13 protein-coding genes are annotated in these 13,518 nt (G+C 67.3%); 7 read left to right on the top strand and 6 right to left on the bottom strand.

The window, feature by feature from the left end; translation table 11 throughout:
* Nucleotides 1-121 precede the first annotated feature (121 nt).
* From ACO2Q4_RS17530 to ACO2Q4_RS17520, 3 genes are read left to right on the top strand one after another with little or no spacing between them, the layout of a single operon-like run.
* Nucleotides 122-847 carry an exopolysaccharide biosynthesis protein gene (locus ACO2Q4_RS17530; protein ID WP_423320886.1) on the top strand — a complete coding sequence of 242 codons (726 nt, stop codon included), beginning with the start codon at nucleotides 122-124 and terminating at the stop codon, nucleotides 845-847.
* A 38-nt stretch (nucleotides 848-885) separates the two neighbouring features.
* Nucleotides 886-2,166 (top strand): hemolysin family protein, encoded by a 1,281-nt coding sequence (locus tag ACO2Q4_RS17525; RefSeq protein WP_311757590.1) that lies wholly within the window; start codon nucleotides 886-888, stop codon nucleotides 2,164-2,166.
* A gap of 52 nt (nucleotides 2,167-2,218) precedes the next feature.
* Complete coding sequence (locus ACO2Q4_RS17520; protein ID WP_395131246.1) at nucleotides 2,219-3,163, top strand: hydrogen peroxide-inducible genes activator; 945 nt, start codon at nucleotides 2,219-2,221, stop codon at nucleotides 3,161-3,163.
* Here the strand turns inward: ACO2Q4_RS17520 and ACO2Q4_RS17515 are convergent.
* The 5 genes from ACO2Q4_RS17515 to ACO2Q4_RS17495 form a co-directional block, all read right to left on the bottom strand.
* Nucleotides 3,160-4,032, bottom strand: a complete 873-nt coding sequence (locus ACO2Q4_RS17515; RefSeq protein ID WP_423320883.1) for a TonB family protein — start codon at nucleotides 4,030-4,032, stop codon at nucleotides 3,160-3,162. The two genes, ACO2Q4_RS17520 and ACO2Q4_RS17515, sit on opposite strands and share 4 nt — an antisense overlap.
* Nucleotides 4,029-4,535: a TonB system transport protein ExbD gene (gene exbD, locus ACO2Q4_RS17510; protein ID WP_311757587.1), complete on the bottom strand. Its 507-nt coding sequence runs from the start codon at nucleotides 4,533-4,535 to the stop codon at nucleotides 4,029-4,031. The genes ACO2Q4_RS17515 and exbD overlap by 4 nt, the downstream gene beginning before the upstream one ends.
* 3 nt (nucleotides 4,536-4,538) lie before the next feature.
* Nucleotides 4,539-5,696 carry a tonB-system energizer ExbB gene (exbB, locus tag ACO2Q4_RS17505; protein ID WP_423320881.1) on the bottom strand — a complete coding sequence of 386 codons (1,158 nt, stop codon included), beginning with the start codon at nucleotides 5,694-5,696 and terminating at the stop codon, nucleotides 4,539-4,541.
* Nucleotides 5,697-5,828: 132 nt separating this feature from the next.
* Nucleotides 5,829-6,887: a siderophore-interacting protein gene (locus ACO2Q4_RS17500; protein ID WP_423320880.1), complete on the bottom strand. Its 1,059-nt coding sequence runs from the start codon at nucleotides 6,885-6,887 to the stop codon at nucleotides 5,829-5,831.
* A 134-nt stretch (nucleotides 6,888-7,021) separates the two neighbouring features.
* A complete protein-coding gene (locus ACO2Q4_RS17495; protein ID WP_423320878.1) occupies nucleotides 7,022-8,194 on the bottom strand; it encodes a pyridoxal-phosphate-dependent aminotransferase family protein in 1,173 nt (390 codons plus the stop codon).
* A 143-nt stretch (nucleotides 8,195-8,337) separates the two neighbouring features.
* Here ACO2Q4_RS17495 and ACO2Q4_RS17490 point away from each other — a divergent pair, with 143 nt between their 5' ends.
* Genes ACO2Q4_RS17490 through dinB form a run of 3 tightly spaced genes read left to right on the top strand, consistent with a single transcriptional unit; the run spans nucleotide 8,338 to nucleotide 11,881 of the window.
* Nucleotides 8,338-10,077 (top strand): ABC transporter ATP-binding protein, encoded by a 1,740-nt coding sequence (locus tag ACO2Q4_RS17490; RefSeq protein WP_423320876.1) that lies wholly within the window; start codon nucleotides 8,338-8,340, stop codon nucleotides 10,075-10,077.
* Entirely contained in the window at nucleotides 10,077-10,796 is a 720-nt protein-coding gene (locus ACO2Q4_RS17485) for a YgfZ/GcvT domain-containing protein (RefSeq protein WP_423320874.1), read from the top strand. Before ACO2Q4_RS17490 ends, ACO2Q4_RS17485 begins: the two co-directional genes overlap by 1 nt.
* Complete coding sequence (gene dinB, locus ACO2Q4_RS17480) at nucleotides 10,793-11,881, top strand: DNA polymerase IV (protein WP_423320872.1); 1,089 nt, start codon at nucleotides 10,793-10,795, stop codon at nucleotides 11,879-11,881. Before ACO2Q4_RS17485 ends, dinB begins: the two co-directional genes overlap by 4 nt.
* Here the strand turns inward: dinB and ACO2Q4_RS17475 are convergent.
* Entirely contained in the window at nucleotides 11,872-12,861 is a 990-nt protein-coding gene (locus tag ACO2Q4_RS17475; RefSeq protein ID WP_423320871.1) for a tellurite resistance TerB family protein, read from the bottom strand. The two genes, dinB and ACO2Q4_RS17475, sit on opposite strands and share 10 nt — an antisense overlap.
* Nucleotides 12,862-13,091: 230 nt before the next feature.
* On the opposite strand from ACO2Q4_RS17475, the gene ACO2Q4_RS17470 reads away from it, so the two are divergent.
* The coding region (locus ACO2Q4_RS17470) for a GTP-binding protein (protein ID WP_423320869.1) at nucleotides 13,092-13,518 on the top strand (427 nt) is incomplete at its 3' end.

The raw sequence follows: 13,518 nt of genomic DNA, 5'->3' as shown, positions 1-13,518 counted from the left end.
GTGCGGCGCGTTTCGGCGGATTCGTGGATTTGACCGCGGGAATTCGGATCTTTGGTTGTTCCCGCGGCCTTTTTCGCTACATTAGGGCCTCACCTTCACGGAAAACAGCCGCCGACCTTCGATGATCGACGCCCCTTCCGACAGTTCCGAGCCTCCGCGACAATGCGGGCCGGGCGATGTCGAACCCCTCGTCCCCGATCCCGGGGATGATCCCTTGCCGGAGCCCGGCCCCCACGACCCCGATGCGCGCCAGAGCCTCTCGCAGCGCTTGGCCGATCTTGCGCATGAGGGGGTTCACCAGCGCATCTCGATGCGCGACCTTCTGACCCTGCTGCCCGGGCGCTCGCTGGCTGCGCTGATCCTGATCTTCGCCGCCCCGAACGTCCTGCCCGCGCCCCCCGGCATGTCTGCCGTGCTGGGCCTGCCGCTGGTCTATCTGAGCTATCAGATGATGATGGCGCAGAAGCCCTGGCTGCCCCCCCTGATCGCGCAGCGTTCTGTTTCACGTGCCACATTCACGGCCCTGGTCCGGCGGGTGACGCCCGCGCTGGCCTGGCTGGAACGGATGCTGCGACCCCGACTTCAGTCCCTGGCGGGCGAGGTCGCGCAGCGGATCGTCGGCGGGCTGTGCCTGCTTCTGTCGCTGGTGCTGGTCCTGCCCGTGCCCCTTGGCAACATGCTGCCCGCACTGGCGATCAGTCTGGCCATGCTGGGTCTGCTCGGCCGGGACGGGCTGTGGGTCGCAGTTGGGGGGCTGGTCGGCATCGTCTCTTTCGTCATCGCGGTCGGGGTCGTCTACGCGATGATCAAGGCGACCACCTTTCTACTTTCACGCGCGCTGGCATGAGCCTGCGCCTGCATCCTTAGCGGAACCGAGCCTTCTCAATGTGGATTGAAATCTCCATCGTCATCCTTCTGACACTGATCAACGGCCTGTTGGCCATGTCGGAACTGGCCATCGTCTCGTCGCGCACCGCGCGTCTGAAAGTGCTGGCCGACCGGGGCAATCGCGGGGCCGAAACGGCGATCCGCCTGGCCGATGATCCGGGTCGCTTCCTGTCCTCGGTCCAGATCGGCATCACGCTGGTCGGCGTGCTGTCGGGCGCCTTTTCAGGGGCCACGCTGGGCACGCGCCTTGCCGCCGCGCTGCCCGGCTGGGGCGTCCCGCCTTCGCTGGCGCAGCCGCTGGGCATGGGGGGCGTGGTTGTCGCCATCACCTATCTGTCGCTGATCCTGGGCGAGCTTGTCCCCAAGCAGATCGCGCTGCGTTCTCCTGAAACGGTCGCAGTCCGGGTCGCGCCGCTGATGCGGGGCATCTCGCGCGTGGCGGCGCCGCTGGTCTGGCTGCTGGACCGCTCGGGCAAGCTTGTGCTGAAACTGCTGCGCCAGACCGGAGAGGACGACCGCGGCATCTCGGACGAAGAAATCAAGCTGGTCATCGCCGAGGCCGAGAATGCGGGCGTCATGCACCGGGCCGAGACCGAGATGATCGCGGGGGTCATGCGCATCGCCGACCGCAGCGCCCGCGGACTGATGACGCCGCGCCGCGACATCATCGCCGTCGATCTGAAGGACAGCTTCGCGACCATCGCGCGCAAGTTCCAGCAAAGTCACCGCACTCGCCTGCCGGTCAGCGACGGGGACGAGAACGCGATGGTCGGCGTCGTTGCCAGCGCCGACCTGATCTCGGTCAATGGCCAGTCCTTTGACCTGCGCGAGGTGATGAAGGCCGCCCCGATCATCCCCGAGACGATGGATGCGCCCGAGGTGATCTCGCGCCTGCGCGCCTCGCCGGGGCAGATGCTGCTGGTCTATGACGAATACGGCCATTTTGAGGGCGTGGTCACGCCGATGGACGTGCTGGAAGCGATTACCGGCGAATTCTCGGGCATGGACGATGACGAACCGAAGCTGGTCCAGCGCGAGGATGGCAGCCTGCTGGTCGCGGGCTGGATGCCGGTCGACGAATTCGCCGATCGCCTGTCGGTCCCGCTGTCCGAGGATCGCGACTTCTCGACGGTCGCCGGGCTGGTTCTGGACCTGGCCGGGGCGATTCCGCAGGTGGGCGATTGCGTGGAGTGGGACGGCTGGCGGATCGAGGTCGTCGACCTTGACGGTCGCCGGATCGACAAGCTGCTGGTCTGGCGGCCCGAGAAGGCTGCCTGATCGGGGCGAAAGCCGTGCTTTTCATTCCCTGACGCTGTGATAAGTTCGGATTATGAACTTTACCCTGCGCCAGATCACCTATTTCCTTGCCGTCGCGCGGCTTCTCAGCTTTGGCCGCGCGGCCGAGGTATCGAACGTTTCGCAGCCGGGTCTTTCCAGCCAGATCGCCCAGCTTGAGGCGCGGCTGGGCGGCGCGCTGTTCGAACGTGGCGCCGGGACCGGCCCCGTGCGCCTGACCGCGCTGGGAGAGCGGCTTTTGCCCATTGCCCGCGAATTGATGGACAATGCCCAGCGGTTTCAGGCGGTGGCGCGGGCGGGGCGGTCGGCCCTGTCGGGGCGGCTGCGGCTGGCGATCATCCCGACCGTTGCACCCTATCTGATCCCGCATCTGATCCCGGCGCTGCGCCATGCCCATCCCTCGCTGGATCTGGAACTGCACGAGGTCGTCACCGACAAGCTGCTGGAGGGGGTATCGAGCCATCGTTTCGACGCGGGCGTGATGGCGCTTCCCGCCGGTCCCGCGGGGATCGAGGCCGAGCCGGTGCTGCGCGACACGTTCCTGATCGCGATGTCCGAAGACGACGAATCCTATCTTGCCGGACCCGCGCGCCCAGAAAATATCGAGGTCGAGCGGTTGCTGCTGCTGGCGGACGGCCATTGCCTGCGCGATCAGGCGCTGGATGTCTGCGGGATGCGCAGCCCGCGCAGCAAGGTGAACCTTGAGGCCGCGTCGATGGCCACCCTGATGCGGATGGTGGCAAGCGGAATGGGGATGACGCTGATCCCCCGTCTTGCCTTGGCGGATGAGAACCGCGATGGCCGGCTGCGGGTCGTGCCCTTTGCCGAGCCCGCGCCGTCGCGCGATCTGGCCGTGGTCTGGCGGCGCAATGCCGATGCCGAGGGCGATGCCCGCGCCTTGGCCGCCGTGATCCGCGGCCTCGCCCCCGTTCTGGGGGTCGAGGCGCTGGGGGCGGGGGCGTTGAGTTTAGGCGGTTAGAAGTCGATCCTCACCGGCAACACGAGCGGGATCGACCTGCCAGAAGGGTGAGCCGGCATCCGCGGCAAACTGGCCGCTTGACGCTGAAGCGCAGCATCTGTCCGAGCATCTCCCGTTGAACTTTGCAGCCTGCCGTTCGAGACTGCGCCATTCGGCGAAATCGTGAACGCGACTGTGACCGAGACCGATCCTTTGCCGCGCTTATCCGCGACGCGCGCACGTCGCATATGTCGCGACACGGCCGAGTTGATCTTGGACTCCCACGTCGCAACCTGCCTCGGGCTCGGCTGCTCCCCGGATTGTTGCGATGCTGTCCGCTCGGCCCTGGGGGCGCGGACGGTGGTGGAGGCCTTGAGCTCCTCCTGGACCAGAGGTGCCTTTTCCTTCTTCTTCTCTTCCTTCTTGGTCACCACTTGCTGCGTCACCACCTTCGGCTCCTCCGGGTCGGGCGGCTCGGGGCGGGTCTTCGGGCGGACAGATTTCTGGATGACCACGGCGTCGGGAGGTGGCGGGAACAGCGTGTTCATGTCCGGCAGCGGCTCAAGTTCCGGCAGCGGCTCGGCCAGCGCGAAATCGGGTGTGGGTTCCGGTTCCGGCTCGGGCTCTGGTTCGGGTTCCGGCTCGGGCTGCGGTTCGAGATCGGGTGCGGCCTCCTCAACCTGCTCGGATTCGGCCTCGTCCATCGGCGCCGCAGCTTGAGGCATGGGGGCCAGTTCGACATAGACCGCATCAGGCAGTCCCGGCGGTGCCGCCGCCTCGGCCCGGTGCATGATCCACAGCGCGCCGCCCAGATGGGCGGCGACGACGATCAGGGCCGCGGAACCCCAAAGCGCGCCTTCGCGCAGGATCGGGTTGCGCGCCTCGCTCATGGCGCGGGGGCCTGTGCGGGGGCGGGCGCAGGGGTCGCAGCGGCCGCGGCTGCGGCGGTGCTGGCTGGCGTCGCGGGTACTGCGGCGGTCGATTCAAGCCCGACCAGCGCGATTTTCAGATACCCCGTCTCGCGCAGGGTGTTCATCACACCCATCAGGTCGCCATAGGTGACGGCCTTGTCGGCGCGCAGGAAGATGCGCTTTTCATGGTCATTGCCGGTCGCGGTGGCCAGCGCCGCGGCCAGCCCGCCCGGTGCGATGTCTTCGTTCCCAAGGGCCAGCGTCAGGTCCGGCTTGACCGTGACCCAGATTGGCTGGTCGGGACGTTGGGCCGGGGTCGCGTTCGAAACCGGCAGGTCGACATTGACATCGACCGTCGCCAGCGGCGCCGCCACCATGAAGATGATCAGCAGCACCAGCATCACGTCGATGAAGGGCGTGACGTTGATCTCGTGGTTCTCGACCAGATCGTCGCCGTGGGATTCGCGGATGCCTCCGGCCATGGATCAGACCTCGCTGCGTTGGTCGGTGCCGCGGAAGTCCAGGTCGCGGCTGACAAGGCGCTTCACACCGGCCGCGGCATTGGCCAGCCGCAGGCGGTAGCCGGTGATGGCGCGGGCGAAGACGTTGTAGATGACGACCGCCGGAATGGCCGCGACAAGGCCGATCGCCGTCGCCAGAAGCGCTTCGGCGATGCCGGGGGCGACGACGGCAAGGTTGGTCGTCTGCGCCTCGGAAATGCCGATGAAGCTGTTCATGATGCCCCAGACGGTGCCGAACAGGCCGACAAAGGGCGCGGTCGAGCCGATGGTGGCCAGGACGCCGGTGCCGCGACCCATGCGGCGACCCGCGACGGCCTCGATCCGGTCAAGGTGGGAATCGACGCGCTCCTTCAGGCCGGAATCGCCGGCCTGGTCCAGCGCGGGGGCCGAGCGGTCATATTCGGTCGCGGCGGCGCGGATCATGCGCGAGACGGGGTCGCGGCGCGCGCCGATCGCGCCAAGTGCGGCCGGCAGGCTTGCCGCAGCCTCGATCCGGCGGATGCCGGACTGGACCCGGCCAAGCGCACCTGCCAGTTCAAGGAACTTGGCGATCAGCACCGTCCATGTCACGACCGAGGCGAAAGCGAGGCCGATCATCACGCCCTTGACCACCCAGTCGGCGGCCAGGAACATCCCGATGGGCGACAGGTCATGGGGCAGGTTGGGGTCGCGTTCGGCCGGGGTCAGCGGGTCCAGCGCGTCTTGCAGGATCTGCGGCAGGATCCCCCCGGACTGGGCCTGCGGGGCCGTCTCGGGCTGGGTCGCCGGCACGACGGGCACCGGCGCCGTCTCGGCGGGTGCGGTGGTTTCGGAGACAGACGGGGTCACTGAAGCCGGCGCGGGATCGCTGGCGGGTTGCGGCGCGGCCGTCGCGGGGGCCGACGTCGTCGTTGCCGGAGCATCCGCTGCCGGGGCATCCGCTGCCGGGGCCGGGGCCGGGGTCGCCTGGGGAGAAGGCGCGGCGGAGTCGGGGGTCGCGGGCACCGGGGCGGATTGCTGGTCCATGGCCGGGGCCTGTGGTGTGCCGCCGGCTTCCTGGGCATGAATCGGCGCAGCCAACATCAGGCAGGCAAGCGTAAGGGCGGTGCCCGCGCGCAGGCGCGGCAGCGACAGGTGGCTCATGGCGATCCTTCGTCTCTTCGGCATAGGTCCGTCCGCTGACGCTTGGTAAGGAGGCCTGCAAAAGATGCAGGTCATCGGCCTTGGCCGCGGCATTGCGGGTCATATCTGACTTCAGGGTAAAATTGTCAACTATTACGCAGGGAAGTTCTGCATGACCGCCCGTGTCCAGTATGCGCCAAGATGCGTCTGGTGGCGGTCATGCCCCAACTCGTCCAGCAGAAAGCCGCGCAGGGACGCAAGCACGGTTTTCTCGCATGCCATCCACAGCATGGTTTGGGGCGAGGGGGGAGTTTCGCGCAGGATTCGGACCAGTTCCCCGGGCCCTTCCGGCAGGTGGGTGACGCGGGTGCGCGTGGACAGGGGCAGCGGGTAATCGGCGCGCGCACCCATCAGCCAGACGCTTGCATCGGCATCGGGACGCTCGGCCAGGATGCGCGCGATGGCGGGCCATGCGGTTTCATCCCCGGCCAGAACCAGGCTTGCCGCATCGGGGATGCCGCCGCCATTCGGCCCACTCAATCCGACGGTGCGACCTTTTGGTCCCGACAGGGCCCATTCGCTGACACGCCCGCCCGCATGCAGAAAGATGTCAAAGTCCAGCCAACCCTGGGTCTCGTCGATGGCGCGAACGGTATAGACGGGGCGATGCAGGGCCTTATCGCCCTTGGGCCAGACGGTCTGGCCGTTCTCGCCGATCCGGGGCCACTCGGGCGCGGTGTCCCCTGTGGACGGCAGGACCAGACGAAAATGGATCGAATCCCGCGTCGTAAGGCGGCGCAGGTCGGGACCTGCAAGCCGCATCCGCACGAAGTCGGCGCTGATCCGGTCGACGCGCTCGACCCGCGCCAGGGAGAAGTTCAGGGGGATCTTGCCCGCATCGGCGGGCGAGGACCAGCGCAGGCGTTGGCCCAGATCGGGCAGTGTCTCGGACAGATGCTCGAAAATCGCCTCCTGGATCGAGGCGAGCCATTCCAGGCTGTGCGCGCGGGCAAAGACAAGCGCGTCATTGCCCCGCCGCTTGACGCCGAACTCGCCCATTTCAGTCTCGCACCAGGTCGAGCGTCCATGGCCGTCATGCAGGTCAAGGCCGTGCTCCTCGGCCTCGGCCCGCAGAATCCGGTCCAGCAGTCCGAAATCGGTATCCGTCAGGATCGCTTCCGAGTGGAATTCGGGCGGAGTTGTCAGGCGCATGGAAGATTCCGGTGAAAGGAGCCTTGCGCCGAAAATGGCGCGAGGCGCGGGGCAGGGCAACGGCCTTCACCGCGCGATGCGGAGCATCTTCACCGTTTCCCAAATACCCATGCGACGCTGCCTTCGGGCAAAGGTCAGGCCGCCTTCGCGATCAGCCGGGCCGCGGCCTCGATCCCGCCGGGGCCGTGGGTAATGCCAAGCGCGTCCATCCCGGCCTCGATTACGGCCAGCGTCCCCAGCAGCTGGTGGGCGCTGACATGGCCCATATGGGCGATACGCATCCCGTGCTCCGGGTCCGCCGCGCCAAGGCCCACGCCGAGTGTCAGGCCAGCCTTCTCTTGCGCCCATGTCCGCAATGCGGTGGCATTCGGAACCGTCGCCGCCGTGACCGAGCGCGCGCGCCCGGCCGGATCCGCGACCACGGCGGAAATGCCGCTGCCGCCCTGGCCCCAGGCATCAAGCGCGGCCCAGGTCGCACGGGCCAGCGCCTCGTGCCGGGCCCAGGCATGGGGCAGGGTTTCTTCATCCAGAAGCAGTGCCAGAGCCTCGTTCATGCCGAAGATGTGCTGGACGGGGGGCGTGCCGCTCCAGAATTGCCAAAGCTCGGTCGCGTCGGCGCGAGGGGCCCAGTCCCAATAGGGGGTGGTCAGGTCGGTACGGCCAAGCGCGCGGACGCGGTCCGAGAACCACAGAAACGCCATGCCGGGCGGCAGCATCAGACCCTTCTGGCTGGCCGAGACCAGCAGGTCCACGCCCCATTCGTCCATGAACATCGGCTCGCATCCGAGCGAGGCGATGGCATCGACCACGAACAGGGCCGGATGCTCTCCGATGGCGCGCCGCAAGGCGGGAATGTCGGCGCGCGCCGAACTGGCGGTGTCGACCTGGCAAACCAGCACCGCCTTGATCTCATGGCCCGGATCGCGGGCCAGGCGTTCGGCAAGACGCGCGGGGTCGGGGGGGCACAGGCCGAAATCCAGCGTCTCTATGCGGATCCCCAGGCTTTGCGCGGTCTGCGCCCAGCCGCGCCCGAAATGCCCCGAGGTCACGACCAGCGCCAGATCACCGCGGTTGAACAGGTTCACATTCGCCGCTTCCCAGCCGGCATGGCCGTTCCCGATATAGGGGACGCAATGCGCCGAGGTGCCGGCCAGCCGCTTCAGCCCGGCCATCATGGCACGGTTTTCCCGCGCCATGTCCGGGCCATAGATGTCGGGAGAGGGGCGGTGCATCGCGCGCAGGACGCGATCCGGAACGGGCGAGGGGCCGGGGATGGCGACAACCGGGCGACCCTGGGCAAAGCTCATTTTCAGCAGGCCTTTCTGACGAACGCGCCAATCGGTAGGCCCGCGCCGCGCCAAGGTCAACGCCACGCGGGAATTCAGCCCCGGCTTGCCGCCCGAAGCCGCACGGCTTATGCCTTGGCGGAATTGGACCCGGAAAGCACCAAATGGCGGACAGATTACAAAAGACGGCCAATCTGTTCTCGCGCATGTGGCGGGATTACCTGCACCCCTATTGGGCAAGGATCATCCTTGCCCTGTTTTTCCTGGTCCTGGAGGGCTCGACCCTGGGGCTGCTCAGCTGGATGCTGAAGCCGCTGTTCGACCGCGTCTTCGTCGGTGGGGACAGCAATGCGATCTGGTGGGTGGGCGGCGTGATCTTCGCGCTGTTCATGCTGCGCGCGGCAACCTTTGTCATCAACCGCAGCCTGATGACCTCGGTCTCATTGGCGGTCTCGACCCGGATGCAGACCGACATGCTGCGCCATGTCATGACGCTGGACAGCGACTTCTTCCAGAAAAACCCGCCGGGCGCGATGATCGAACGGGTGCAGGGCGACTCGATCGCCGTGCAGGGCGTCTGGTCCACCTTCATCTCGGGGATGGGGCGCGACATCGTCTCGCTTGTCTCGCTGTTCGGCGTGGCGGTCGCGGTCGATCCGGAATGGACGCTGGCCGCGCTGATCGGTGCGCCCCTGCTGATCCTGCCGATGGTGCTGGTCCAACGCTATATCCGGCGCAAGATGCGCCAGAACCGCCAGAATGCCAGCCAGCGCGCGACCCGGCTGGACGAGGTGCTGCACGGCATCAACGCGGTCAAGCTTAACCGGATGGAGGATTACCAGGCCGGGCGCTTCGCCCAGATCGTGGACCGCATCCGCGTCGGCCAGATCAAGATGTCGGCGATCGGGGCGACGGTGCCCGCGCTGGTCGACATCGTGACCGGCATCGGCTTCATGGGCGTGCTGTGGCTGGGCGGTGCCGAGGTGATGTCGGGCGAACGCACCGTCGGCGACTTCATGTCCTTCTTCACTGCGATGGCGCTGGCGTTTCAGCCGCTGCGCCGCCTGGGCAGCCTGGCCGGGACCTGGCAAACCGCCGCCGCCAGCCTTGAGCGGATCTACGAGATCCTGGACATGCGCCCCTCGATCGCGTCGGGGCCGCGGCGCGAACCACCGCCCGATACCACGGTCCGGCTTCACGACGTGCGACTGGCCTATGACGGGCATCCGGTGCTGAACGGACTGACCTTCACCGCCGAGGCCGGGCAGACGACGGCCCTGGTCGGGCCTTCGGGCGCGGGCAAGTCGACGGTCTTCAACCTGCTGACCCGCATGATCGATCCCGCATCGGGCGAGATCACTCTGGGCGGCGTGCCGCTGGCCCAGTTCGATCTGGCGACCCTGCGGGATCAGTTCTCGACCGTCAGCCAGGATGCCGCGCTTTTTGATGAAACCTTGCGCGAAAACATCCTTCTGGGCCATCCCGAGGACGAGGCGCAATTGCGCGGCGCGATCGAGGCCGCCCATGTCGCCGATTTCGTCGACCCGCTGCCGCAAGGGCTGGATACGCCCGCCGGTCCGCGCGGTTCGGCCCTGTCCGGCGGCCAGCGCCAGCGCGTCGCGATTGCCCGCGCGGTCCTGCGCAATGCGCCGATCCTGCTGCTGGACGAAGCGACGAGCGCGCTTGACGCGCAAAGTGAACGACTGGTGCAGGAGGCGCTGGACAAGCTGTCCGTCGGCCGCACCACGCTGGTCATCGCGCACCGCCTGTCCACCATCCGCCGCGCCGACAAGATCATCGTGCTGGAGGCCGGGCGGGTTGTCGAAGAGGGCAGCCATGACCAACTGATGGAAAAAGGCGGCTCCTATGCGGCGCTCGTCCAACTGCAGTTCGGAGAGAAGTGATGCGGCGGATACTGGCGGTCTCGGGGGCGGATCGGATTGCGTTTCTGCAAGGGCTGGTGACGAACAAGGTCGGAGATGTCCCCTGCTGGGCCGCGCTGCTGACGCCTCAGGGCAAATACCTGTCCGATTTCCTGATCGTGCCCGAGGGCGAGCGGCTGCTGATCGACGTGGATGCGCGGCTGGCCGACGATCTGGTGCGGCGGCTGTCGATGTACAAGCTGCGCTCGGCCGCGACGATCGAGGAGACGGACCTGCTGGTTTCCCGCGGGGTGGGCGATATGCCGGACGCCGCCATCGCCGATCCCCGGCATGAGGCGCTGGGATGGCGGCTTTACGGCAGTATCGGGCAGGACGACGGCACCGATTTCGATGCCATCCGGGTCGAGCATTGCATCCCCGAGACGCTTGCCGAGTTGATCCCGAACGAGACCTTCATCCTTGAAGCCGGGTTCGAGCGCCTGCACGGCGTCGATTTCCGCAAGGGCTGCTATGTCGGGCAGGAGGTCACGGCGCGGATGAAGCACAAGACCGAGTTGCGCAAGGGGCTGATCACGGTCGGCATCGACGGCGAGGCCCCGGTCGGCACCCCGATCCTGATGGCCGACGGGCGCGAGGCCGGGACGCTGTTCACCCAGTCGGGCGGACGCGCCATCGCCCATATGCGCTTCGACCGCATGGGCGAAGGCTTGACCGCGGGGGACGCCCGCATCCTCGCGTGACCGGCGAGAGCGAGCGCATCCGCCGCATCGTCCATGTGGACATGGACGCCTTCTTCGCGTCGGTCGAGCAGCGCGACAACGCCGATTTGCGCGGCAAACCGGTCGCCGTGGGGGGCATTCAGCGCGGCGTCGTCGCTGCCGCCAGCTACGAGGCGCGACCTTTTGGCGTGCGCTCGGCCATGCCCTCGATGCGGGCAAAGCGGCTGTGCCCCGACCTGATCTTCGTCAAGCCGCGCTTCGACGTCTATCGCGCCGTCAGCCAGCAGATCCGCGACATCTTTGCCGATTACACGCCGCTGATCGAACCCCTGTCCCTGGACGAAGCCTATCTGGACCTGACCGATTACCTTGAGGGCCGCACGGCAACCCGCATCGCGCAGGAGATCCGCGCCCGCATCCGCGAGGTGACGGGGCTGACCGCCTCGGCCGGGGTCAGCTACAACAAGTTTCTGGCGAAGCTGGCCTCGGATCAGCGCAAGCCCGACGGGCTGTTCGTGATCCCGCCCGAAGCCGGGGCAGAGTTCGTCCAGTCCCTGCCGATCGGTAGATTTCACGGCGTCGGCCCCGCGACGGCGGCGAGGATGGAGGCGCATGGCATCCTGACCGGGGCGGATCTGGCGCGGCAAAGCCTTGAGTTCCTGACCGCGCGCTTTGGCAAGTCGGGGACCTATTACTGGAATATCGCGCGCGGAATCGACCACCGCGAGGTGAAGCCGGACCGGGTCAGGAAGTCGGTCGGCGCGGAGAACACGTTTTTTGACGACCTGCGCGACATCTCTGCCGCCCATGCCGAGCTTGCGCCGCTGGCGGACAAGGTCTGGCGGCATGTCACCGCCTCGGGCAAGGCGGGGCGGACGGTCACGCTCAAGGTGAAATACGGGGATTTCCGCCAGATCACGCGGGCAAGATCGCTGCCCGCCCCCGTCATCAGCCGGGACCAGATGCTGGCCATCGCCTGCGACCTGCTTGAACCGGTCTTCGCCGATCCGCATGGGGTGCGGCTGCTGGGGATCACCCTTTCCGCGCTGGAAGAGGCGGGGGCAGGAAATGCCCCGCGCCAGCTTGGTCTGTTCGATCAGGCGTAAAGCTGGGTGGCCCCGACCTTTTCGTGGATCGCGTTCACCGTCGCCTTGTCCAGCCCCAGCGAGGTCGCCAGCGCGTGCAGGTATTCGGCTTCCTTGCGGTTGTCGAAGTCGATGGCCATGACCGACATCAGATAGACCTGCGGCCCGATGCCCTGCGGCACCTCGCGCGCCAGAGCTGCGGGATCGACCGGGGCGGCCATCTGTTCGCGGATGAAGGCGCGATCCTCGTCATCGAGTTCGCCGAATTCCTTCATCAGCCGCGCCTGCTCGACCTCGTCGACCTTGCCGTCGGACTTGGCGGCCTGGATCATTGCCTTGAGCATCAGCCCCGCCACGGCATTCTGTTCCGGGGTGGGGGCGGTCTGCGGTTCACCCCCGCTTGCCAGCGCGTCGTTGAAAAGATCGCCGAAGCTGGAATCATTCGTCGGTTGCGAGTCCTTCTGCGCCAGCCCGCCGGAAGGCGAAGCGGGCGCAGGCGTGCCCGCGCGGGCCTGACCCCCGCCCAGAAGCTCGCCCAGGATCCCGCCAAGGCCACCCGCAGCGGCGCCTCCGGCCAGGATGTCACCAAGGCCGCCGCCTCCGCTTGAGGATGGGCGCCCGGCGCCGCCCGCCGATCCGCCGCTGCCGAGCCGGCCCTGCGTCAGCTGGTCCAGGATGCCACCCAGCCCGCCACCCGCGGGGGAATGCGCACCGCCATAGGGCTTGCCGCCGCCCGCACCAGCGGGGCGGCCGCTGAGGACCTGGCCAAGGATGTCGCCAAGCCCGCCCGAGCCCGCCTTTGAGGTTCCCGGATGATCCGAATTATTGCCGAGCAGGTCGCCCAGAATGCTGCCCGAATGGGGCCGCGAGCCACCTGCGCTTGCCGTCGTGCCTGTCCCCGCTCCGGGGCTGCCGGCCGGGCGGGCCTGCGCATTCTTCATCATGGTCCCGATCCCCTTGGCCAGCATGACGCCGGCCGCGACCCGGGCGAGGGATTTCATCAGACTCATCTCGTCCTCCGACATGAAACGGCAGCCGCCTGAAGGACGGGTCTGCCTTCCCAGCCACAAGCGTTCTGATTGCCCGTTGGTTCCTGCGAGCGACACTGTTTCTGTGACGTGCCGGCGGGACCCGGCTGCCCTTGATTTTTCCCCTGCGCAAATATAAGTCGCGGCGGATGTTTCACGATGGGGGCTGTCGCGCGGGTGGCCCTCTCCGATAGGAGGCCATGATGGCAAAGGCAAAGTTTGAACGTACGAAACCGCACGTCAACATCGGGACGATCGGTCACGTTGACCACGGCAAGACGACGCTGACGGCTGCGATCACCAAATACTTTGGTGAATTCAAGGCCTATGACCAGATCGACGGCGCCCCGGAAGAGCGCGCCCGCGGCATCACGATCTCGACCGCGCACGTTGAGTACGAGTCGGACGCGCGTCACTATGCGCACGTCGACTGCCCCGGCCACGCCGACTACGTGAAGAACATGATCACGGGTGCGGCGCAGATGGACGGCGCGATCCTGGTCGTGAACGCTGCCGACGGCCCGATGCCGCAGACGCGCGAGCACATCCTGCTGGGCCGTCAGGTCGGCATTCCGTACATGGTCGTCTACCTGAACAAGGTCGACCAGGTCGATGACCCGGAACTGCTGG

Source organism: Paracoccus sp. KR1-242 (assembly GCF_049446195.1).
GTDB lineage: Bacteria > Pseudomonadota > Alphaproteobacteria > Rhodobacterales > Rhodobacteraceae > Paracoccus > Paracoccus broussonetiae.
Note: the sequence above shows the minus strand (reverse complement) of the source record. Positions and strands in the feature narration are given on the sequence as shown.

Coding starts and splice junctions, on each gene's coding strand:
- ACO2Q4_RS17530 (WP_423320886.1), top strand. CDS start 122: ATGATCGACGCCCCTTCCGACAGTTCCGAGCCTCCGCGACAATGCGGG.
- ACO2Q4_RS17525 (WP_311757590.1), top strand. CDS start 886: ATGTGGATTGAAATCTCCATCGTCATCCTTCTGACACTGATCAACGGC.
- ACO2Q4_RS17520 (WP_395131246.1), top strand. CDS start 2,219: ATGAACTTTACCCTGCGCCAGATCACCTATTTCCTTGCCGTCGCGCGG.
- ACO2Q4_RS17515 (WP_423320883.1), bottom strand. CDS start 4,032: ATGAGCGAGGCGCGCAACCCGATCCTGCGCGAAGGCGCGCTTTGGGGT.
- exbD (WP_311757587.1), bottom strand. CDS start 4,535: ATGGCCGGAGGCATCCGCGAATCCCACGGCGACGATCTGGTCGAGAAC.
- exbB (WP_423320881.1), bottom strand. CDS start 5,696: ATGAGCCACCTGTCGCTGCCGCGCCTGCGCGCGGGCACCGCCCTTACG.
- ACO2Q4_RS17500 (WP_423320880.1), bottom strand. CDS start 6,887: ATGCGCCTGACAACTCCGCCCGAATTCCACTCGGAAGCGATCCTGACG.
- ACO2Q4_RS17495 (WP_423320878.1), bottom strand. CDS start 8,194: ATGAGCTTTGCCCAGGGTCGCCCGGTTGTCGCCATCCCCGGCCCCTCG.
- ACO2Q4_RS17490 (WP_423320876.1), top strand. CDS start 8,338: ATGGCGGACAGATTACAAAAGACGGCCAATCTGTTCTCGCGCATGTGG.
- ACO2Q4_RS17485 (WP_423320874.1), top strand. CDS start 10,077: ATGCGGCGGATACTGGCGGTCTCGGGGGCGGATCGGATTGCGTTTCTG.
- ACO2Q4_RS17475 (WP_423320871.1), bottom strand. CDS start 12,861: ATGAAATCCCTCGCCCGGGTCGCGGCCGGCGTCATGCTGGCCAAGGGG.